Source organism: Bacillus cereus group sp. RP29, assembly GCF_040459765.1.
GTDB classification, from domain to species: domain Bacteria; phylum Bacillota; class Bacilli; order Bacillales; family Bacillaceae_G; genus Bacillus_A; species Bacillus_A paranthracis.
Window position 1 is genome coordinate 4,585,001 of record NZ_JARVHN010000001.1, and the last position, 22,387, is coordinate 4,607,387.

The window sequence follows — 22,387 nt, forward strand, 5'->3', positions numbered from 1 at the left end:
CTAGCATGGGAAAAGAAGTAATCCTTGGAGCAATTGCTGCAACTCTAATTATCTTAATCTTTTTACGCAATTTCCGAACGACACTCATCGCTGTTGTCAGTATTCCATTATCTATTTTATTAACACTCTTTTTACTACACCAATCTAACATCACACTTAACACTCTAACACTTGGTGGTTTAGCCGTTGCAGTTGGACGTCTCGTCGATGATAGCATCGTTGTCATTGAGAATATTTTCCGCCGGTTACAAAAGGAATCTTTCTCTAAAGATATTATTCTCGATGCAACGAAAGAGGTCGCCGTCGCAATTACTTCTTCCACCTTAACAACGGTTGCTGTTTTTCTACCTATCGGCCTCGTATCAGGAGTAATCGGAAAATTAATGTTACCTATGGTATTAGCGGTCGTATATTCTATACTATCGTCCTTAATCGTTGCACTAACAGTTGTTCCACTTATGGCTTTTTTACTACTCAAAAAAACAAAACACAAAAAGCCAAGTTCTTCACCACGATATACGGCTACATTAAAGTGGGCTCTTTCGCATAAATTCATTATTCTACTTACTTCTTTTTTATTATTCGCAGGATCGATTGCTGCATATGTATTACTACCGAAAGCGAATATAAAATCTGAAGACGACACAATGTTATCTATTAATATGACTTTCCCAGCTGATTACGCTCCTGAAACACAAAAACAAAAAGCCTTTGATTTCGAAAAGAAGCTACTTTCCAATTCAGATGTAACGGATGTTATTTTACGAATGGGATCTAGCACAGAAGATGCACAATGGGGGCAAACGACGAAAAATAATCTTGCCAGTATATTTGTAGTCTTCAAGAAAGGCTCTGATATTGATCAATATATTAAAGAGTTAAAAAAAGAATATAACGCTTTTGAACCCGCTGAACTTGATTATATAAAAACGAGTTATTCAAGCTCTGGCGGCGGCAATAATTTGCAATTCAACGTAACAGCCACTAACGAAACGAATTTAAAAAAGGCTGCTACTATCGTCGAAACAAAACTAAAAGATATGGATGATCTTTCTAAAGTAAAAACGAATTTAGAAGACTCTAAGAAAGAATGGCAAATCCATGTTGATCAAACAAAGGCCGAACAACTAGGATTAACACCAGAATTAGCAGCTCAACAAGTAGCATTCCTTATGAAGAAATCACCTATTGGTGAAGTTTCAATCAATAACGAAAAAACTACTATTATGATAGAACATAAAAAAGAAAGCATTACGAAACAAGAAGACATTTTAAACACAAACATACTATCACCTATTAATGGACCAATTCCTTTAAAAGACATTGCAACTATTTCAGAAAAGCAACTTCAAACAGAAATCTTCCATAAAGATGGAAAAGAAACCATTCAAATTACCGCAGAAGCTTCAAATGAAGATTTAAGTAAGGTAAGCGCAGAAGTGAACAAAGCGATAGCCGACTTAGATTTACCTAGCGGAGCCAAAGTAAATATCGCAGGCGCCACTGAATCTATGCAAGAGAACTTCACAGATTTATTCAAGATTATGGGGATTGCAATCGGGATTGTATATTTAATTATGGTTATTACCTTTGGACAGGCGCGTGCTCCTTTTGCAATCTTGTTCTCCTTGCCATTAGCTGCTGTCGGCGGTATTTTAGGATTAATCATTTCAGGAACACCAGTTGATGTAAATTCCTTGATTGGCGCATTAATGTTAATCGGGATTGTCGTTACAAACGCTATCGTATTAATAGAAAGAGTACAACAAAACCGAGAACACGGTATGGAAACAAGAGAGGCCTTACTTGAAGCAGGTTCCACTAGATTACGCCCAATTATTATGACAGCTATTACAACAATCGTCGCTATGCTACCACTCCTATTTGGTCAATCACAAGCAGGAAGTATGGTATCGAAAAGCTTGGCAGTCGTTGTCATCGGCGGTTTAGCAGTCTCAACTGTCCTTACATTAGTAGTCGTTCCTGTAATGTATGAACTATTAGATAAAATCGGGAGAAAAAGACGCTCTCGTAGAAAAATAAATACTTCTACAGAAACACCTGATATTTAAACGAAAAAGCGTTATCTTCACGAATGAAGATAACGCTTTTTTCTCTACCTACTTATATAATTCATCATTTTTTCTGCATACCGCTCTAGAGGTTCACTAGAATTCACAATAAGATATTCACTATTTAGAGGTCTTTTACTACCATTTAACCACTTTTTAAAAGCTACTTCCGACTCTACCTTTTCAATTTGACTGACCAGACGCTTACGTGTTTGTAGTCTCATATTAATCTCTTCCATATCATTCAGATAACACTCAATATATTTATATTTCACACCATGTTTATTAGACAGCTTAATTCCTTTTTCAACCATCCCTTCATATAAAGTGAAACTTTAATCAGTGGGGTTTGTTCATCCCCACTGATTATTAGTTGAACCAATCGGGCTTTTACGGGCAGTTAATCCCCCACCTAACTTCTTTGCTTTCGCTGAATTTTGAGGTGGGGGTCTTACTGCCCGTTAAATGCGGGATAGACATGGACTATCCAATATCACACTATGTCCTTGTTCTAAATATGAATCAATCAATGCCCATTCAGCATCATACGCAAGTCCACCAATAATCGTTGATTCAATACCTTTCACTTCTAGTGATCTTAACAATGCTGATTTCAAAACGTCATGATCTACAATTATAGCACCTGTTAACTCCCCTATATACTTAGAAACTGTAGATTTTCCCGATCCTGGAAAACCTGACATTTGCAGAAAAAACAAATTAAACCCACTCCCTCATTTTCATCTTTTTATCCCACTATTTGTGAGCAGTAAAACCCCACTGTTTAAAATTTCACTTTATCTATATAACGAATTACAAATTCAACAATCGCTATACCTTTTCCTTCTATATTAAAACGCAAAAAGAACCCCCTACTTATAAATAGAGAGTTCTTCTTTATAACTTATGCCGCTTTTACCTTCTTCGTCGTTTTACTTTTTCTTTTCGCTCCTGTAAAACGTTTGTGCAATATAGATGCTACTAAGCGTGAAATAACATTGAATAGCAATACCATAATAATTAATACAGCTGCAGACTTTGTCGCAATTAACTTCGCATCCGGAATAATTCCTTCAGAATTTAACTTCCAAATGTGAACCGCTAACGTTTCAGCTGGTCTAAATGGGTTTAAAGGATGAGCAGGACTTGAGAAGTCCGCTGCTGAATTTAAAATTGGAGATGTTAAACCCGCTGTATAAATTAATGCCGCCGCTTCACCAAATATACGACCTGCCGCTAAAATAACACCTGTAATAATTTGTGGTAGTGACGACGGAATAATAATACGAGTGATCGTTTGCCACTTTGTTGCACCTAATCCAAGACTCGCCTCTTTCACATTAGAAGGAACCTCTGAAATCGCATTTTCACAAACACGAGTTAAACCTGGCAAGTTTAAAATTGTTAAAGCAAGGGCACCACCCATTACTGTGTATCCCCATCCTGTCATTGTAACGAACACTAACAAACCGAATAAACCAACAACAATAGAAGGTAAAGATGCCATTGTCTCAATACATAAACGAACAAAGTTTAAAAAACGTCCTTGTTTTGCATACTCTGCTAAATATATTCCAGCGCCTAATCCGAGAGGAATAGATATAATAAGCGTTATAACAAGCATATAGAAAGAATTGAATAACTGCGGACCAATCCCACCACCAGCTCTTGTATTACTTGGTTCTCCAAACAAGAAATTAGGATCCCAAAAACCCCATCCCTTTTGTAAAATCTCAAACACTAAGAACACTAGTAAAGCTACAACTAAAGCCGCAACCGCATAAAAGATACCTGTCCAAACTTTATTTACCGTTCTTGCATTCATTATTATCGCTCACCTCTTTGCCCAATTGCTCGAATTACTAAAATAAACAGGAATGAAATAACAAGTAAAATCATTGCTAAAGTCCATAGCGCATTGTTCCAAGCAGTTCCGTTTAATGTATTTGTCATGTCCATTGTCAAAATACCAGTTAACGTTGCTGTCGGGCTATATATGCCTTCTGGTAATTTAACCGTATTCCCAATTACCATTTGAACCGCTAATGCTTCACCAAAAGCACGCGCTAAACCTAAAACAATACCTGTTAAAATCCCCTTTTTCGCAGCAGGAACAATCACTCGGCTAATCGCTTGCCATTTCGTTGATCCTAAACCATAAGAAGCTTCTAAATAATCAAATGGAACAGAGCGTATTGCATCAGAAGCGATACTAGCAATAGTAGGCAAAATCATTATACTTAATACAACAATACCTGCAATTAAACTAAAGCCCACTCCTCCAAACGAATCACGTAATAGCGGTACTAAAATTGTAACCCCTAATAATCCGTATACAACCGAAGGAATACCAACTAATAATTCTAAAACAGGCTTCAATACTTTATTTCCAAACTTCGGCGAAATTAAATTCATGAATATAGCAAGAGCTATAGCAATTGGCGCACTAATAATAACCGCACCTAACGAAACCACCGTTGAACCTACAATAAAAATTACAGCCCCGAAAGTTCCCTCATCAGCATTTGGACTCCATTTTGTCGATGTTAACATTTCAGTAAACGAGATACCACTTTGCGTAAATGATTGAATTCCTTTACCGCAAATAAATGCAATAATAGCTAATGTAACTAAAACAATAAAAATACCACAAAACGTAACAAGTGATCTTCCTATATATTCACTTTTCACGTAATTAATTTGTTTTTTCCCCTTCATCACAGGACAGACCCCACTTCATAAATTGAAATGAACAGGACTGGCCTTGCAGCCAGCCCCATAAATTTTATTACTTATTTAATTTAGACATTGGAATATAGCCCATATCTTCTACTTGCTTTTCAAAATCTTTACCTTTTACATAGTCAATGTAAGCTTTTGTTGCTTCTTTTGCCTCACCTTTCGTTACCATGTACTCGTAAGACCAGAATGGATATTTACCAGACGCAATGTTTTCAACTTTTGGTTCAGCACCATCAATTTTCACTGTTTGTAGCGCACCTTTTTTCTCGCCAACCATGTAAGACATTGCTAAATAACTTACTGAACCTGGAGTAGAGTTAATCGCTTGTTCTACTGCACCGTTAGAATCTTGTGTAGTACCAGTTCCATCATTAATTTTCGCGTCTTTCATAATTGTTTTTTCAAATGTAGCACGTGTACCAGAAGAAGCTGGACGGTTAATTACGTTAATTTTTTCATCTTTCCCGCCTACCTCTTTCCAGTTTGTTACTTTTCCAGTGAAGATATCTTGTACTTGTTGTACTGTTAAATTATCAACTTTTACATCTTTATTTACGACAAGTGCGAATGCAATACCCGCTACCTTGTTATCTACTAATTCTTTCGCCTTATCAGCATCTTTTATTTTATCTGCAGATGGAACATCTGAGTTACCAATTTGGACCGCACCAGAAGCTACTTGGTTAATTCCAGTTCCACTACCGCCACCTTGCACTTGAATAGAAACGTTTGAATTTTTCTCCATAAATTTCTTTCCAGCTTCCTCTGCAAGAGGTTGAAGTGCTGTAGATCCTGCAGCTGCTATCGTACCTGACAATTCTTGTTTTGCATTATCGCTTCCTTTAGCATCTTTACCTGACGTCTCTTCTGCTTTTCCACATCCCACTAATGAACCCGCTACCACTAAAGCTGCTAAAGAAAATTTAATACCCTTTTTCATGACCATGTCTTGTACCCCCATTTGGATTATCACTTTTCACATTTATCTACTTCTTTCGAACACAAATTCATTGTAGGACAATAATATTATGTGAGTGTTAAGCAATTTTTAATTTTAAGTAAATGACGATAATACCCCTTAAAAACTAGGAATCCCAACATTTATAGTTGAAGAACCCAACAAAATCCACACTAATTAGGCTGCAATGTAAATTTATTCTTAACAATGTAAATTCAATGTAAATATTTTTCACTCTTTTTTCCTTTTAGTTAAAGTTACATTTACAATTCCGTTGTATTTTGTTACTTTTACGCGCCTAATTTATGTACATTACACAGAATTTCAGTAATATTTTTTAGTACAACTAAATAAATTGGAACAATTCTAAAAATAAATGAATATTTTTAAAGTACCAATTGACAGCATCATCCAATGTAGTCTACTATATTACTAACAAAAAGTTTACCTAAGGAAACTTTTTAAACTTAAACTAACAATACAGAGATGAGGTAACTTTTATGGTATCGGCTAATAAAAAACCACTTTCCGAATTTAAGACTGGAGAGTTTGTACAAATTGAGAAGATACAATTAGAAGGAACTATGAAACGACGTTTATTAGATTTAGGATTTATCCCCGGCGCAACAATTAAAGTATTACAACGCAGCCCACTTGGAGATCCGGTCGCTTATCAAGTAAGCAACACAACTATCGCACTACGCAAGGAAGAAAGTTCCCTTATTTTCGGGGTATTAATAGGAGATGATTTCAGATGAGCAAATATCGCATTGCTTTAGCTGGCAACCCAAATACCGGGAAAAGTACATTATTTAATACTTTAACAGGTTTAAAACAACATACTGGAAACTGGACGGGAAAAACTGTTTTAAAAGCTGAAGGAGAATATGAACATAACGGTAGTAAATATACATTAATAGATTTACCTGGGACTTACTCACTATATTCAAATTCTGCGGATGAAGAAGTAGCAAGGGATTATATTATATTTGAAAAACCAGAAGTAACTGTAGTTGTTGTAGATGCAACAGCAATGGAAAGAAATTTAAATTTAGCACTTCAAGTGATGGAAATGACGAGTAACGTAGTCATTTGTATTAACTTAATTGATGAAGCTGAGAAAAAAGGCATCGTTATCGATGAAAAAAAATTAGCAAAATCACTTGGTGTACCTGTAGTTAAGATTTCCGCTCGTAACCGAGTAGGCATCGGTCATTTACTAAATGTCATTGCTAAAGTAGCAAATAAAAAGCTAATTCCAGCACCAATTAAAGTTACTTATAGTGAAAAAATTGAAAATATGATTCGAGAATTAGAACCACAAATTTATAAAGTATTCGGTGATACGTATCCAGCACGTTGGATTGCATTACGTATATTAGATGGAGATAAAAATTTCTTAACTGCACTTGAAAAACATCATAACGAACCACTTGTAAGGGAGGTCGTAATCAATGGAATCTCACTCAGCCAGTAAAGCTCTTCCATTAGACTATATTATTCAACACGCTCAAACACTTTCAAAAGAAGATATACGAGATGATATTGTCGGAGATATTTATCGAACATCTGCAAGCATCTGTAAAGAATCTGTTCAATATACAAATACGGATAAATTATATCGTTCTGAAAAACTAGATAAAATTTTCACATCTCCAATATGGGGATTCCCAATTATGCTCGGTATTTTATCTATCATTTTTTATCTTACAATCGCTGGTGCTAACGTACCATCTGATATGATTGCTGAGTTTTTCGGATGGGCCGAAGGATATTTAACTTCTTGGTTCCAAGCAGCACACGCACCTGAATGGTTACATGGCATTTTAATACTTGGTTTATTCCGTGGTATCGGCGCTGTTATTAGCGTTATGTTACCACCTATGGCCATCTTTTTCCCTATGTTCGCACTATTAGAAAACTATGGATACTTACCACGCGTTGCGTTTAATATGGACCGCTTATTCAAACGCTCTGGTGCACACGGTAAACAATCTTTAACAATGGCAATGGGCTTTGGTTGTAACGCTGCAGCTATTATGTCAACACGTATTATTGAATCACCACGTGAACGTATGCTTGCAATCTTAACAAATAACTTCGTACCTTGTAACGGTCGCTGGCCTATGTTAATTTTAATGGCCTCATTATTTATGGCTGCTGGTTATACAGGTAGTATACAAACACTTGTTACTGCCGGCGTTGTAGTTGGAATGGTTGTAATTGGTATCGTTATGACATTAACTGTTTCTTGGGTACTATCAAAAACAGCTTTAAAAGGCGTTCCAACTCACTACACACTTGAGTTACCGCCGTACCGTAAGCCAAAGGTTTGGAATACAATTGTACGCGCAACACTCGATAAATCAGTTTATGTTTTAAAACGAGCTGTTGTTGTAGCTGCCCCTGCGGCTGCATTAACTTGGTTACTAGCTAATATTTTCATCGGTGACACAAGCTTACTTATGTATTTTGTAAATTTTCTAGATCCATTTGCTAAAATGTTAGGACTTGACGGCTTTATTCTAGCTGCGTTTATTCTTGGACTACCAGCGAATGAAATTGTTATCCCGATTTTATTAATGTCTTACTTATCAACCGGGGCTTTAACTGAAATAGATGATTTTAATCAAATTAAAAATTTATTCTTAGAAAATGGTTGGACTTGGTTAACAGCGTTAAACACAATGTTGTTCTCACTTCTTCATTTCCCATGTGGAACGACACTGGTTAACATATATAAAGAAACAAAAAGTGCAAAATGGACATTCTTATCATTTGCAATCCCTACCGTTATCGCCATCGTTGTGACATTCCTCTCTACACAATTGGTACATTGGTTAGGGCTTGTATAAAGCAAAGCATACATAGAAGGTATCCCCTTCACATATGCTTTGCACGAAAGAAACCTGAAATCATTCAGGTTTCTTTTTTTGCACATCAGCATTCCAAGGCTGCGCTCCATACGTTGTGAGTTTCTTATGAATAAAGTATATAGCGCCTGGAAGAATCGCCATTAATATTGTGCAACTAATTCCTAATCCAGTAAACAACTTCCATCACCTTACTTTACTCTTTTTGGTAAAGCTGAACCCGTATGTTCAATTGTTGGATGAACATGAACAGTAACCTCAGCATCACTAAAGTAATTTTCACCTTGATCCCAATTCTTACTTATTTTTTTCCACTCTTTATAATTATGCCGCTTATACACTTCCCCTAATTCTAATACATCTACCTTATATTTTTTTTGAACAAGCTGAACGGATTTTCGGATGCGCGTCTCCATTTCCTTCGAAATATCCTTCTCTAAACGTTTTTCATTCAAGACCTTTTTATGATCACTAAAGTGTAACTCAGCTATTGTACCTTCCAAAAATAAGTGAATATTAAACTTTGGTTTTGTAACATTTGTTGTAGATACTTTAATTTTCCGACGCAACTTATGAATTTCATATGTAATAAGTTGATTCTTTTTGCGGATAGTAAAAAAACCTCCAATTTTTTTACCTACTATATAATTCATTCCTAATGTTTCTTCCCCATTCAAACTACCTACACACTTATTATCCTTCCCACGAAACAACGCTGCCCCGTTCATTTGTACACCTTGCTTTGTTAATTCAAGAATAGGTAATACGAAGCTTCGGCTCGCAATCATCTTTTCCTGAACCTCACCAATTCTTGCAGCCTCAATCATTTGGGCATTTTTCGGAGGATGTTCAGCTAACATATCAATATACTGTGCCGGTAAATTTTCAGGTTTTGCACTCTGTTTTAAAATAGATTCGGCATTCTTCTTCGAAACAAACAAACGAATATTTCTCCTCATTTCATGATCGCGAATATATACATCTAACGTATTTTGCAAAACATACGGATTCGCCAGTAATTCTTCCGAAAAAATAATCACTTGTATATGCGGAAAAAATAATGTTCGACTAATTTTTTTAGCAATAATTCGGATTTGCTCAAAGACACTATCTGCTTTCGCACTCACATTAATATAATTTTCACTATCTCCACCACCTTGTCCCCCTTGTTGCGCTAGCTTACTGGGAAGCACCATCTGATACGTCCCTTTCATAATCGGATTCGATTTCTTTTTTTTCACGATATCATAGGCTGCACCTACTACAAATCCTCTTTCTTCTATTTCTTCTAGCTCAGAACACCCACTGATAGATCCAACTAAAACCATAAGCATTATAATTTTAAGAAGGTGTTTCATTTCTACCATTCCTTCTTCTTATTTTATATACAATAAAAACTAACAAAGGTGCTAACACGACAAACCCCATATCTATCCAAGCTAAATAAGTTCCATAATTTGATAAAGCATTTAAACTACTAGGCATCATATTCACCATAAAAATAATCGGGGCACTTACAAAAATGAAAATATGTTTCTTCACTTTGGGAAACATAGCGCAAAATAATAATGATGCGACATCATAATACATGGCCGTAGTGTTATAAATAGTAATAATCCAAGTTGTAAAAAAAATTGCATCAAATCTTTCTAAAAACCCTCCACCAATTTCAATTTCTTTCCCTAATTCAATTGTTGGGTACGTCAATCCACGAGTTGTCATATACGTAAAAACACTAATACAAGTTACATAAATTAAAATGTACGACAACACATTTACCATTACCGCTTTCGCAACTGCCATTGGTGCTTTTTTTGCCGCCTTATCATTCAGCAACACAGCATAAAACAGAGCTACTTCAAATCCAATAAACGTAAAAATAGAATTTTTAACTCCAACAGCATATTGACTCACTTCCGTTTGAAAGGCTGGTAGTAAATTATTTATTTCCATTAAATTTATATTCAATAAAGAAAGAAGCACTATCGCAATTAAAACAATAGGTAAAAATAGAACATTTAACCTTAATAAAGCTGCTCTAGATCCTGCTATTCCATAAATAACAACTAATAAGAAGAAGAAAGACAGTAGTTGTATTGGTGTATCACTAAACAAATACGTTTGGGAAATAATTGAAATCATTCGCGATTCATATGCTGTCAACGCAGCAAACGTTAATACTAAAACGCTGCTAATCGTGTATGCAACAGGCTTTGTCAAATGCGCACTCGTATATTGAACAAAGTTTTGTTTCGGGAATAAAATAGCTACCCTCGTTACAAACCAACCTAAAACTGCACACACCAATCCACCCAAAAGCAAAATAATCCAACCGTCCGAAAATAAAGTTTGGTTAGCGATATCTCTTGGCATAGACAATGCTCCTATACCAATAATGGTCGAAGATACCGCAAACCCAATTTCCCGAGATCCAATCTCTTCATCGCCATACTCAAATGGTTTCAATTATTCTCGCTCCTTTGGACGTATTGTAGAATCCTTCGTTTGTAAATATTCCGGTCTCTCTTTCAACATTGATTTCGGCAAACGAATAAGCTCTTCTTTCCAATCTTTATAGAATGCGGGAGCAATTGGAGTTGTATACGGCACACCAACACTTGTTAAATTTGTAATATGAACAGCAAGCGCAATAAGAGCTAGAATGATTCCATACAACCCAAAAGCCGTTGCTGCTAATACAAAGACGAAAAGTAAAATTCGAAACGTAATTGTGATGCTATACACTGGAAGTGAAAATGTAGCAATAGCTGTAACCGCAATAATGATAACTAAAAATGGATTTACAATTCCTGCATTCACCGCTGCCTCTCCAATTACAAGACCACCTACAATCCCAATTGTTTGTCCCATCGGTTTCGGCAACCTAATTCCTGCTTCTCGTATTAACTCCATCGTTAATGCCATCATTAACGTTTCAATATAGGCAGGAAAAGGAACACCTTCTCTTGCTCCAGCAATCGAATAAGCCAATTTAGAAGGAATAAGTCCTTGGTGATATGAGACAAGCGCTACATACATCGCTGGCATTAAAATTGCAACTATACCAGAACCCATCCGCAAAATTCTTAATAAAGTCCCTATTACCCAACGCTCATAATGATCTTCCACAGATTGAAAAATATCAACAAACACTAGCGGAGCTATAAGGGCAAAGGGAGATCCATCCACCAAAATAGCTGCCTTTCCTTTCGTTAATGAGGCCACAATATTATCAGGCCTTTCCGTATTCAAAAACTGCGGAAACGGCGACAAATTATTATCTTGAATTAATTGCTCAATTGTACCCGTCTCAAAAACGACATCTGTCACTATGGATTGAAGACGCCGATCTAGCTCTTTTACAATGTAAGGATTAATAATGTCTTCTATATATACTAAAGTCACCTCTTTTTGGGATCTCTTTCCCATAATATAAGATTGAAATCTCAGCTTTGGGTCACGTAAACTACGGCGAATTAATACTTTATTCACGTTAATATCTTCATTTAATCCAATTCTCGGTCCACGTATTAAATCTTCTGTTACTGGCGGTTCTAAACTTCTTTTTTCCCAAGCCCTACTATTAATTACGATAGCGGTTTGAATATTATCAATTAATATAACTGTATCTCCCGCTAAAATCGCATTTATAATATCCGGCAACGTTGTCTTCTTACCAACTTCTGCAATAGAAATAAAGCGATCTAATAATGTTTGAACAACAGCTTCGTCTTTTTGTATCTCTTCATATTGAAGCGTACGAACTACATATTTATAAACGTTATCCTTATCTGTTAACCCACATAAAAAGACAACAGCACAACGTGTAAAACTACCAGCAAGGGCAACTTCCCTAATTGTCAAATCATTAGGCGAACCTAACTCATCTCTAATTTCTCTCATAACTTCAAATAAGTTACCTTTTAGCTTTAACAAATCCCCCACCTAACTTCCTTTTCAACAAGTTTTTAGTTAGATTCCGCTAATAGAAGAAAATATATACAAAAAAAGAGCTATCTCTTTTCAAAGATAGCTCTAGCATACGAATTACTTTTCTACTATTATATTATCTTTCTTTATAGATACATTTTTAGTGAATCCGCTAACGATAAACATCACAATCATATTCATTAACAGCGCGACTATACCTACATTTAAATCTTTTATATATTGAGGGAAACCCGGAAACATCGTAGCTATAGTTGAACCAGATAAAGTAATATACGCAACCACTAATAACCCAATCCCCATCCCGGCAATTGCCCCTTGCTTCGTAATAGTCTGACGTGGAAACAAACTACATACAAGTGCCGGGAAAAGTTGTGTCACTATACTATATCCCATTAAAAGAAGTGCTCCTATCGTTTCTCCACCTTTAAAAGTAAACAAAACAGCTACAAGCGTTACTACAGGAACAAATAATTTCGCTACTTTTGCCACTTGTCGATCCGAGGCAGATGGGACCATTGTTCGGTAAATATTTTTCGCTAATAATGTAGAAGCGGCCATGACAAGCATAGAACCTGGAACTAATGCCGTTAAAACTCCAGCACTACCAATAATCCCAATAAACCAAGGATCAAAAGTTTGAAGAGCCAGACGGAATAACGAAAGGTCTACATCCCCTCCCTTTAATCCAGGAACTTGCAAAATAGCTGCGAACCCTGCAAAGAACACGAAAAGTAAAACTAAAGAGTACAGTGGCATAATGGCCGCATTTTTACGAAATACTTTTTCATTTTTTGCAGAGAAAGCAGAGGCAAATGTATGGGGCCACATATAGAAACCGAGAGCTGTTAATACAATAGTAGAAACAAACCAAGAAATGCTCATTCCTTCATCAGGTAAAGATAAAAATCCTGGTTTTGCTGCTTCTACAGCTTCAAACATCGGCTGAAATCCTCCGTAATAATGGTATGGTAAATATATACCTAAAAACATAACGATAAACAGGATCATAATATCCTTCAAAGCGGCCGTCCAAGCAGAGCCGTGTATACCTGAAACCATTACATATATCGTTATAACAATTGCGCCAATCCACACTGCGATAACTGGTGATACCCTTCCGTAAGACGCTTCCGAAACAATAATTCCTAATCCTTTTAACTGTAAAACAAGGTATGGGATAATCGAAATAACCCCAATGATAGAAACGATAAGGCCAAGTGCCTGACTCTTATATTTCTTCACAAAAAAATCTGGCTGCGAAACTAGATTATGCTCTTTTGCATACTTCCAAACTGGTGGTAATAAAAAATAAGATAAAATATAAGCTAACGCACCATAACCTAAAATATAAAAAGTAGGTGCTCCTTTACTATACGCCCATCCACTTCCACCTAAAAATGTGAATGTCGTATAAATTTCACCTGCCATAAGAAGAAAAACAAAAATAGTACCAAAGCCTCTTCCTCCAACTGACCATTGCTCTAAATTCATATCTTTTCCATGTTGCGCCCGAATTCCCAAAAATAGTGCGAGAAACAAAAATAAAATAATGATAAGTAATGCGGTCATTTTACATCCCCCTTATTAGCAGGATCAAATACGTACACAATCCCCATACAAAGAGATGTAATAAGCACTGATAATAATATCCAAAATAATAAAAATGGCATCCCTAATATGTAAGGAGTAACTGAATTAGCAAATACGGGGCCAACAACTAAACAAAAAACTGGAATAAGCGCTAATACGTGTATTTTCTTCATCTCATTCTCCTTTACTTATGAAATTCATAATCGATGATACAAAGACTTGCACGCCAATTGGTAATGCATCTTCATCAATCATAAAACGAGGATGATGGTGAGGATATATAATTCCTTTCTCTTTGTTTCCTGCTCCGATAAAAAAGAATGTCCCTGGTGCTTTTTGTAAAAACGCTGAAAAATCTTCTCCAGCCATCGTCGGCTGTAAACGAGTAACTCGTTCTCTTCCATAAAGCTGTAATGCTGTTTGCTCAATAATCTCTGTCACTTCATAATCATTTACTACTGGACGATATCCATATTCATAAGAAAACGTATATTTCGCTCCGTAAGCTTCCGTCACATGCTTTACAATCTGTTCAATTCTTTTCTCTGTTTCTTCTCGCAACTCATGTCTTAAACTCCGCACTGTCCCTTCAATCTCCGCTTGTTCTGGAATCACATTATGAGTTGTCCCAGCGTGAAATTGCGTAACAGATACTACAAGAGAATCTAACGGATTCGTGAGGCGAGAGACAATTTGCTGAAGTTGCGAAACCACTTGTGTACCAATTGCAATACTATCAACTGTTTCATGAGGGATTCCAGCATGTCCACCTTTTCCTTCTATTATAATTTTAAAAACATCTGGAGCAGCCATTGCGGGACCATAAATTACACCTACTTTTCCAACCTCTAACGATGCCCAAAGGTGAGCACCAATAATATAATCGACCCCTTCCATTACACCCGCTGCAACCATTTCCTCTGCACCGCCAGGAAAGTTTTCTTCAGCATGTTGGAATAGAAAACGAATCTCCCCTTTAATTTCCTCTCTTGCTTCTACTAACTTATGTACAACTCCAAGTAATATCGCTATATGTCCATCATGGCCACATGCATGCATTACACCCGGATATGTAGAAATAAAGTCAAACTCATTTTCTTCATGAATAGGAAGAGCATCCATGTCAGCACGAACCGCAATGGTTTTACCAGGCTGCTTACCAATTAATCTTGCCATTACACTATATTTAGTAGGTCTTAACACTTCTAAATGTGGAATTTTCCGAAGTATGTCGAACACAAACTGTGATGTTTTTTCTTCTTGAAAAGATAACTCTGGATACTTATGAAAATGCCTTCTCCACTCAATCAATTGATTTTTCGATACAACTAGTTCCTTCGCTACATCCATTTCTCTTCTCCCCTTCTTCACCAAGTTAAATGTTATTATAACGTGAATTGTTAACTTTTAAAAGAATCTTCCGAATTTTCTATCATAAATACTTAAAAATAAAAAGCCATCGAAATGATGACTTTTTCATTATTATAAAATAGTAATCGCTTGTTTCCCCATTTGCTCCCACGCTTTCTCAAACTCTGCTCGCGGAACGGCAAAACGCGGATTATTTTTTAGAGGATCATTTACATATACAAAGTTTTGATCGTATCCAACTACTACTACACTATGCTCAAAATATGTAATTTTCACTTCCCCAGAACTTGTATTCCATGTTTCAAAACTACTTTCAGCTAGCGGCTTAAATGTTGTATTAATAATAACCCATACTGGAGAACCAGAACTAATTACCTTATATAGATCTTTCACATCTCTATCTGTTAAATTAATTACTTTTTCAGAAACATATTTTTCTGCTAAATTAAAGATTGGTTTATTGTATACACCATATCCTGGTTCAGCTTTCGTATAAATATTTCCAACAAATCCCTCATACGGATTTCCACGCAAACCATTTTGTTCAAATGGAACTCGATGAATTTCACTAGCAAGTTGCATCTTATCTACTTGCACACCTTTATATTGTAGCAACATAGCTAAGCTTGTCACTTCACATCCACGAGGTAATTCTGGTAACTGCTTTATAAACGGAACATTTTCAATCATAGCCGCTTCTTTCATTTCAGATAGAAAATCTAAGCGTAGCACTTGTGCCTTTTGTATAATCTTATCCTTCCCTATAAAAAACGCTGCAGCAAATATAATTCCAAAAACAAAAAGATATTTTAACTTTTTCATTTTAAACAAAACTCCATTAATTATTATTTTACAGACATACCCCTTACCATTGTACCTTTCTTCTTGCTAGTTTGCTAGAAAGATTCTGTGAATTATTGTTCATAACTACATCGTTATAAAATTCTAATTATTTTTAATAAAAAGAAAAAACAATATACTTTTTAGCAACATTTTGCTAAAATCAAAATTATTAACATGGTGAAGATATCACCTTGTTAATAAACACATTCTTAGAGTATTTAGTCATAGTTCGTTTTTTTACATACTTCATTCATTTCATAGCAAATAAACTGAGTATGTGTCACATCCCCCACTAATGATTAAAAACTCAGAATGAAAACCAGTTAACACATATAAGAAAATAACGGGGTGAGGGGCATATGAATCAACAAGTAGAACAAACAGATTTAAAACGTACAATGAAAAGTAGACACCTATTTATGATTGCACTTGGTGGTGTTATCGGAACTGGCCTATTTATGGGATCTGGTCAAATCGTCCATAACGCCGGCCCTGGTGGTGCTATTCTTGCATTTTTAGTCGGTGGATTTGTTATGTATTTAACGATGTTATGTCTTGGTGAATTATCCGTAGCTATGCCAGAAGCAGGTTCATTCCAAAGCTATGCAAGCAAATTTATTTCACCTGGTTTTGGTTTTGTTGTCGGTTGGATGTATTGGTTAAATTGGGCTGTTACAGTTGGAGTAGAGTTAACAACTGTAAGTATTTTAATGAAACGATGGTTTCCAGACGTTTCTTCGTGGATTTGGTGTGTTACATTTGCGGCAGCACTCTTTCTTGTAAACGCTTTATCAGCAAAAGCATATGCAGAAGCAGAATTTTGGTTCGCAAGTGTAAAAGTCGCAACTATTGTTGTTTTCATCGTACTCGGTGGTGCAGTTATGTTCGGTCTACTAGACTTTAACGGAAAACCAGCTCCAATGCTTCACAATTTCACTGAAAATGGCGGCCTATTTCCAAATGGTGCATTAGCTGTTCTTCTTACAATGATTACAGTAAATTACTCCTTCCAAGGAACAGAATTAATCGGAATTGCTTCAGGAGAAAGTGAAAATCCTGAAAAAACAATTCCTAAAGCAATCAAAAATACCATTTGGCGCACACTATTCTTCTTCGTCCTAGCAATATCAGTTGTTGTAGGTTTACTCCCGTGGCAAGAGGCTAATCTAGTCGAAAGTCCATTTGTACTTGTATTTGATGTAGCTGGTGTTCCATATGCAGCAGACATTATGAACTTTGTTATTATTACAGCTGTATTATCCGTAGCCAATTCTGGTCTATACGCAAATTCGCGTATGCTTTGGGCGATGGCAAAACAAGGAATGGCAAGTCCAGCATTTACGAAATTAACTAAAAAAGGTGTACCACTAAACGCATTGATTTTCAGTCTAATCTTTGCAAGTCTATCCCTATTAACAAGTGTATTTGCAGCAGATACTGTCTTTTTAGTTTTAACATCTATCGCAGCAATGGCTGCTGTTGTCGTTTGGATGTCAATTGCGGCTTCACAGTTTTTCTTCCGTAGAAACTTCGTGAAAAACGGTGGTGACATAAATGATTTAAAATATCGCACACCACTTTATCCGCTCGTTCCAATTGTAGCGTTCTCACTCAATTTTATTACATTTGTTAGTTTAGCTTTCATTCCAGATCAGAGAATCGCTCTTTATTGCGGCATTCCATTTATGGTCATTTGTTACATTTTATATCAAGTGAAATATAAAAAAATTGTCACATTTGAACAACAACAGACTATTTCACAAGAAATAAACTAAATATACGAAATATTCAGCTATCTTTCTTATGATAAGATAGCTTTTTTCTATTTCTTGGGTATCCTGGTATAACTTTATTTATCTTAAAATTTTCACAATCGCATTTTTCTCTGGAAAATAGTTTACAATGTAATCAAGTTACAAATGATATTCACCTTAAAAAGTGTGCATTTGTGTCTATTTTTTAACAATATCTCAAAAACTATTGCCTTCTATAAATTAATAGGTTTATATTGTTTTATTGGCATAGTTTCAATCCAAGGAGAAAGGAGATTTTCAATCGTGCAACTAAAGAAAGCGTTTTGGAAGTTGGCTTCGCTTCTTCCGTTATCATTACTTCTGTTCCTCGGTGGCTGTGATAAAAAACTCGCAGTATTAAATCCGCAAGGACCTGTTGCAAAAGCACAGTATGATTTAATTGTTTGGTCATTCTTGCTTATGTCATTAATTATCGCAATTGTATTCATCTTGTTTACAGTCATCTTGATTCGTTATCGTGAAAAACCAGAGAATATGGACTATGAGCCACCTGAACAACACGGTAACACATTATTAGAAATCATTTGGACGCTTGTTCCTGTTATTATCGTTATCGCATTATCGATTCCAACAGTAAAAGCAACTTATGCTTCGGAAGAGGTTCCGAAAGAGTCCAAACATATTAAACCAGTGGAGATTTATGTTACATCTGCAAACTGGAAATGGTTATTCAGTTACCCAGAGGAAAAAATTGAAACCGTTAACTATTTAAACATCCCAGCTGGTGTACCAATTCAATTCAAACTGACTTCTGTCGGCCCAATGAATGCTTTCTGGGTACCAGAACTTGGTGGTATGAAGTACACAATGGATGGCATGATTATGGACCTTTATTTACAAGCTGACAAACCAGGTTCTTACCTAGGTCGTAGCGCGAACTTCTCTGGTGAAGGATTTACTCACATGGAGTTCGAAGTTGAAGCAAAAACTAAAGAGAAATATGACAAGTGGGTTAAAGAAGTACAACAAACTGCTCCTAAACTAACAGAAGATAAGTACAACGAAATTGTTAAACCTGGTGTAGTTGGTCGTATGACATTCTCTAGCCATCACTTAAGTTATGTAGATCCAAAATCACTTGAATATTGTGATTACAACTACTACAAAAACAAAAAATAATAGCTATAATTCCAACAGATTGGAGTGAACACAGTGAAGCTTGATGAATTCTTTGTCACAGGTGACCCGATTATTTACGGTGCAGACGCTTCTATCGTTCTTGTGACATTAGCAATCATTTTCGTACTAACTAAGTATAAAAAATGGAAATGGCTTTGGGACGAATGGTTAACAACTGTTGACCATAAAAAGATTGGGGCCATGTATATTATCTCTGCGGTTATTATGTTATTCCGTGGTGGTATGGACGGTTTAATGATCCGTGCACAGTTAACATTCCCTGAAACAACTTATTTAAACGCTGAACACTATAACGGAATCTTCACAACACATGGTACAGTTATGATTCTTTTCATGGCGATGCCATTCGTTATGGGATTAATGAACCTTGTAGTACCATTACAAATTGGTGCTCGTGACGTTGCATATCCGTTCTTAAATGCTTTAAGTTTCTGGTTATTCTTTGTCGGAGCAATGTTATTCAACATCGCTTTCGTAATCGGTGGTTCTCCAGACGCTGGGTGGACTTCTTACTTCCCAATGGCAGGTACAGAGTTTACTTCTGGTGTAGGAAATAACTACTACGCAATTGCATTACAGATTTCAGGTCTCGGTACGTTAATGACAGGTATTAACTTCCTTGTTACTATCTTAAAAATGCGTACACCTGGTATGACTTTAATGAGAATGCCAATGTTTACTTGGTCAATCTTAATTACAACGATTATCATTATTTTCGCTTTCCCAGTATTAACAGTTGCTCTTGCATTAATGACATTTGACCGTCTATTCGATGCTCACTTCTTTACGATGGCGAGCGGCGGTATGCCAATGTTATGGGCCAACCTATTCTGGGTATGGGGTCACCCTGAAGTATATATCGTTATTTTACCGGCATTCGGTATTTTCTCTGAAATCATTAGTACATTCTCACGTAAACGTCTATTCGGTTACAGTGCGATGGTATACTCAATGGTTGCAATTTCTTTACTAAGTTTCGTCGTATGGCTTCACCACTTCTTCACGATGGGTGCAGGTCCAGCGGTTAACTCATTCTTCTCGATTTCGACAATGGCGATTTCGATTCCAACCGGGGTTAAGATCTTTAACTGGTTGTTTACACTGTATAAAGGACGTATTCGTTTTACAGTTCCAATGCTTTGGTCATTGGCATTTATTCCAAACTTCGTAGTCGGTGGGGTTACAGGGGTTATGCTTGGTATGGCAGCAGCTGATTATCAGTACCATAACAGCTACTTCCTAATCGCTCACTTCCACTACGTATTAATCGCAGGTACAGTATTCGCTATGCTTGCTGGATTCACATTCTGGTATCCAAAAATGACTGGTCATATGTTAAATGAACGCCTAGGTAAATGGACATTCTGGATCTTTATGAGCGGATTCAACATCTGTTTCTTCCCAATGTACTTCTTAGGTTTAGACGGTATGACTCGTCGTATGTACACTTACTCTGAAAGTCTTGGATGGGGATGGCTAAACCAAATCGCATCTGTTGGTGCGGTAATGATGGGTATCGGCTTCCTACTTCTTTGCTACAACGTAATTTGGAGTGCTCGTCACGGTGAACGTGACACAACTGGAGATCCATGGGACGGCCGTACACTTGAATGGGCAACTCAATCTCCTGTACAACATTACAACTTCGCGAAACTTCCTGAAATCAAAGAAGCTGATGCTTTCTGGTACATGAAAAAACGCGGAGAAACAGTTACACCAGCAGCAGAAGACATCAAACCAATTCACATGCCAAGTAACTCTGGTGTGCCTATTATTGCGTCTGGATTCTTCGGTCTTGCAGGTTTCGCATTAGTATTTAGCTGGTTCTGGCTTGCAGCAATCGGCGGCATTGGTATTTTAGCTTGCTTAATCTATCGTTCATTCGATTACGATGAAGGTTACTATATTAGTGTTGATGAAATTAAAAAATCAGAACATGTAGCATGAGAGGTGAAATGATATGGCGGCTTTAGATAAAAGCTTACCTTTGGAATATCAATCCGAACAAAGCAGATTGAATATCCTAGGATTCTGGATTTTTCTTGGGGCTGAAATTATGCTGTTCGCAACACTTTTCGCCTCTTATCTAGTACTTGCTGGTCGTACGGCAGATGGCCCAACACCAGCACAACTGTTTGAACTTAAAACGCTTTTAATTCAAACATTACTACTTTTAACAAGTAGTTTCACATGTGGTATCGTGATTCACGAAATGCGTAAGCACAACCAAAAAGCAATGCTTGGATGGTTCGTCCTTACATTACTTTTAGGTGCAGGCTTCCTATTCTTCGAGATTGAAGAGTTCATTATGTATATTGGTGAAGGCGCAACAATTCAAACAAGTGCTTTCCTATCTGGATTCTTCGTTCTTCTTGGAACGCACGGAGCCCACGTAACAGGCGGTATCATTTGGGCAATTTGTGTTATTATCCAAATTTTAAAACGAGGTTTAACACCAGTTACAGCTCGTAAAGTATTCATTATCAGCTTATACTGGCATTTCCTTGATTTAGTTTGGGTCTTTATTTACACACTAGTTTACTTGAACGGGATGGTGGCGTAAATGGGTCAAAATAACAACCAAGCAAACGGGCATGCGCATAGCGGATTCCCTTGGTCACACGTTTTCGGATTTATTTTATCGCTTGCACTAACGTTTCTAGCGTTATACGTGGCACTTTATACAAACCTGCCACTATCAACGATCTTAACTACCATTATCATAATGGCTGTTGCGCAAGCGTTGTTACAATTAATTATGTTCATGCATTTAAAAGAAGGAGAAGGAAGAGTTCAAGTTCTTACTATGATTTACAGTTTCTTCGTTGCAACTGCAACAGTTGGTTTAACTGTATGGATCTTCTTCTCAATGTAATGTACATGAAAAGACTGCTGAGAAATCTCAGCAGTCTTTTTTTATTCCCTCCCCTATTACATCCACATTACGGAATTAACAACAGAATCATGAAAAATATACTTATTATGACAAATGTTAAGAAAACTCTTTCTTTATGAAATCGAATCCATATACGT

The 22,387-nt window shown here is 36.5% G+C and carries 20 protein-coding genes and 2 pseudogenes (1 of these 22 only partly in view); 9 read left to right on the forward strand and 13 right to left on the reverse strand.

The window, feature by feature from the left end:
* Positions 1-2,072, forward strand: the 3' portion of a protein-coding gene (locus tag QCI47_RS24445) for an efflux RND transporter permease subunit (RefSeq protein ID WP_309422357.1). Its footprint begins 973 nt before the window's first position; only the last 2,072 of its 3,045 coding nucleotides appear in the window; its start codon lies beyond the left edge, outside the window; the stop codon is at positions 2,070-2,072.
* Between the two features lie 44 nt (positions 2,073-2,116).
* Here QCI47_RS24445 and QCI47_RS24450 read toward each other — a convergent pair.
* The 5 genes and pseudogenes from QCI47_RS24450 to QCI47_RS24470 form a co-directional block, all read right to left on the reverse strand.
* Positions 2,117-2,398, reverse strand: a pseudogene (locus QCI47_RS24450) (AAA family ATPase); the annotation flags it as partial.
* A gap of 150 nt (positions 2,399-2,548) precedes the next feature.
* Positions 2,549-2,791, reverse strand: a pseudogene (locus QCI47_RS24455) (P-loop nucleotide/nucleoside kinase family protein); the annotation flags it as partial.
* A gap of 185 nt (positions 2,792-2,976) precedes the next feature.
* Positions 2,977-3,897: a phosphate ABC transporter permease PstA gene (gene pstA / locus QCI47_RS24460; RefSeq protein ID WP_000994142.1), complete on the reverse strand. Its 921-nt coding sequence runs from the start codon at positions 3,895-3,897 to the stop codon at positions 2,977-2,979.
* A gap of 2 nt (positions 3,898-3,899) precedes the next feature.
* Positions 3,900-4,790, reverse strand: coding sequence for a phosphate ABC transporter permease subunit PstC (gene pstC / locus QCI47_RS24465; RefSeq protein WP_000676680.1), 891 nt, complete (start codon positions 4,788-4,790; stop codon positions 3,900-3,902).
* 70 nt (positions 4,791-4,860) lie between these two features.
* Complete coding sequence (locus QCI47_RS24470) at positions 4,861-5,760, reverse strand: phosphate ABC transporter substrate-binding protein PstS (RefSeq protein WP_000245119.1); 900 nt, start codon at positions 5,758-5,760, stop codon at positions 4,861-4,863.
* 512 nt (positions 5,761-6,272) lie between these two features.
* Here QCI47_RS24470 and QCI47_RS24475 point away from each other — a divergent pair.
* The 3 genes from QCI47_RS24475 to QCI47_RS24485 are packed head-to-tail and all read left to right on the forward strand — an operon-like array spanning position 6,273 to position 8,627.
* Positions 6,273-6,530, forward strand: a complete 258-nt coding sequence (locus tag QCI47_RS24475; protein WP_000252986.1) for a FeoA family protein — start codon at positions 6,273-6,275, stop codon at positions 6,528-6,530.
* Positions 6,527-7,249 carry a FeoB small GTPase domain-containing protein gene (locus tag QCI47_RS24480; RefSeq protein WP_000049870.1) on the forward strand — a complete coding sequence of 241 codons (723 nt, stop codon included), beginning with the start codon at positions 6,527-6,529 and terminating at the stop codon, positions 7,247-7,249. Before QCI47_RS24475 ends, QCI47_RS24480 begins: the two co-directional genes overlap by 4 nt.
* Positions 7,227-8,627, forward strand: a complete 1,401-nt coding sequence (locus QCI47_RS24485) for a nucleoside recognition domain-containing protein (protein ID WP_000443598.1) — start codon at positions 7,227-7,229, stop codon at positions 8,625-8,627. The genes QCI47_RS24480 and QCI47_RS24485 overlap by 23 nt, the downstream gene beginning before the upstream one ends.
* Positions 8,628-8,687: 60 nt before the next feature.
* Here QCI47_RS24485 and QCI47_RS24490 read toward each other — a convergent pair whose 3' ends face one another.
* The 8 genes from QCI47_RS24490 to QCI47_RS24525 all read right to left on the reverse strand — a co-directional run bounded on the left by QCI47_RS24490 (position 8,688) and on the right by QCI47_RS24525 (position 16,379).
* Positions 8,688-8,825 carry a hypothetical protein gene (locus QCI47_RS24490; protein WP_071742034.1) on the reverse strand — a complete coding sequence of 46 codons (138 nt, stop codon included), beginning with the start codon at positions 8,823-8,825 and terminating at the stop codon, positions 8,688-8,690.
* Positions 8,826-8,836: 11 nt separating this feature from the next.
* Positions 8,837-10,003, reverse strand: coding sequence for a Ger(x)C family spore germination protein (locus tag QCI47_RS24495; protein ID WP_000681624.1), 1,167 nt, complete (start codon positions 10,001-10,003; stop codon positions 8,837-8,839).
* Positions 9,987-11,111: a spore germination protein GerLB gene (gene gerLB / locus QCI47_RS24500; RefSeq protein WP_000802025.1), complete on the reverse strand. Its 1,125-nt coding sequence runs from the start codon at positions 11,109-11,111 to the stop codon at positions 9,987-9,989. The genes QCI47_RS24495 and gerLB overlap by 17 nt, the downstream gene beginning before the upstream one ends.
* Positions 11,112-12,590, reverse strand: a complete 1,479-nt coding sequence (gerLA, locus tag QCI47_RS24505) for a spore germination protein GerLA (RefSeq protein ID WP_309422355.1) — start codon at positions 12,588-12,590, stop codon at positions 11,112-11,114.
* 102 nt (positions 12,591-12,692) lie between these two features.
* Positions 12,693-14,165, reverse strand: coding sequence for a sodium:solute symporter family protein (locus QCI47_RS24510; RefSeq protein ID WP_000125920.1), 1,473 nt, complete (start codon positions 14,163-14,165; stop codon positions 12,693-12,695).
* The gene (locus QCI47_RS24515) at positions 14,162-14,359 is read right to left on the reverse strand and encodes a DUF3311 domain-containing protein (protein ID WP_000719858.1); all 198 of its coding nucleotides are present in this window, start codon (positions 14,357-14,359) and stop codon (positions 14,162-14,164) included. The genes QCI47_RS24510 and QCI47_RS24515 overlap by 4 nt, the downstream gene beginning before the upstream one ends.
* A 1-nt stretch (position 14,360) precedes the next feature.
* Entirely contained in the window at positions 14,361-15,536 is a 1,176-nt protein-coding gene (locus QCI47_RS24520; protein WP_242231513.1) for an amidohydrolase, read from the reverse strand.
* 132 nt (positions 15,537-15,668) lie between these two features.
* On the reverse strand, positions 15,669-16,379 hold the full coding sequence (locus tag QCI47_RS24525; protein WP_000734470.1) for a C39 family peptidase: 711 nt from the start codon (positions 16,377-16,379) through the stop codon (positions 15,669-15,671).
* Positions 16,380-16,759: 380 nt separating this feature from the next.
* On the opposite strand from QCI47_RS24525, the gene QCI47_RS24530 reads away from it, so the two are divergent.
* The 5 genes from QCI47_RS24530 (at position 16,760) to qoxD (ending at position 22,229) form a co-directional block, all read left to right on the forward strand.
* On the forward strand, positions 16,760-18,175 hold the full coding sequence (locus tag QCI47_RS24530; protein WP_001076078.1) for an amino acid permease: 1,416 nt from the start codon (positions 16,760-16,762) through the stop codon (positions 18,173-18,175).
* 282 nt (positions 18,176-18,457) lie between these two features.
* On the forward strand, positions 18,458-19,333 hold the full coding sequence (locus QCI47_RS24535) for a cytochrome aa3 quinol oxidase subunit II (RefSeq protein WP_001176167.1): 876 nt from the start codon (positions 18,458-18,460) through the stop codon (positions 19,331-19,333).
* 33 nt (positions 19,334-19,366) lie between these two features.
* Positions 19,367-21,301 (forward strand): cytochrome aa3 quinol oxidase subunit I, encoded by a 1,935-nt coding sequence (gene qoxB, locus QCI47_RS24540; protein ID WP_000762372.1) that lies wholly within the window; start codon positions 19,367-19,369, stop codon positions 21,299-21,301.
* A 13-nt stretch (positions 21,302-21,314) separates the two neighbouring features.
* Entirely contained in the window at positions 21,315-21,917 is a 603-nt protein-coding gene (gene qoxC / locus QCI47_RS24545; protein ID WP_000729317.1) for a cytochrome aa3 quinol oxidase subunit III, read from the forward strand.
* Positions 21,918-22,229 carry a cytochrome aa3 quinol oxidase subunit IV gene (gene qoxD / locus QCI47_RS24550; protein WP_000531380.1) on the forward strand — a complete coding sequence of 104 codons (312 nt, stop codon included), beginning with the start codon at positions 21,918-21,920 and terminating at the stop codon, positions 22,227-22,229.
* The last annotated feature ends 158 nt before the right edge of the window (positions 22,230-22,387 follow it).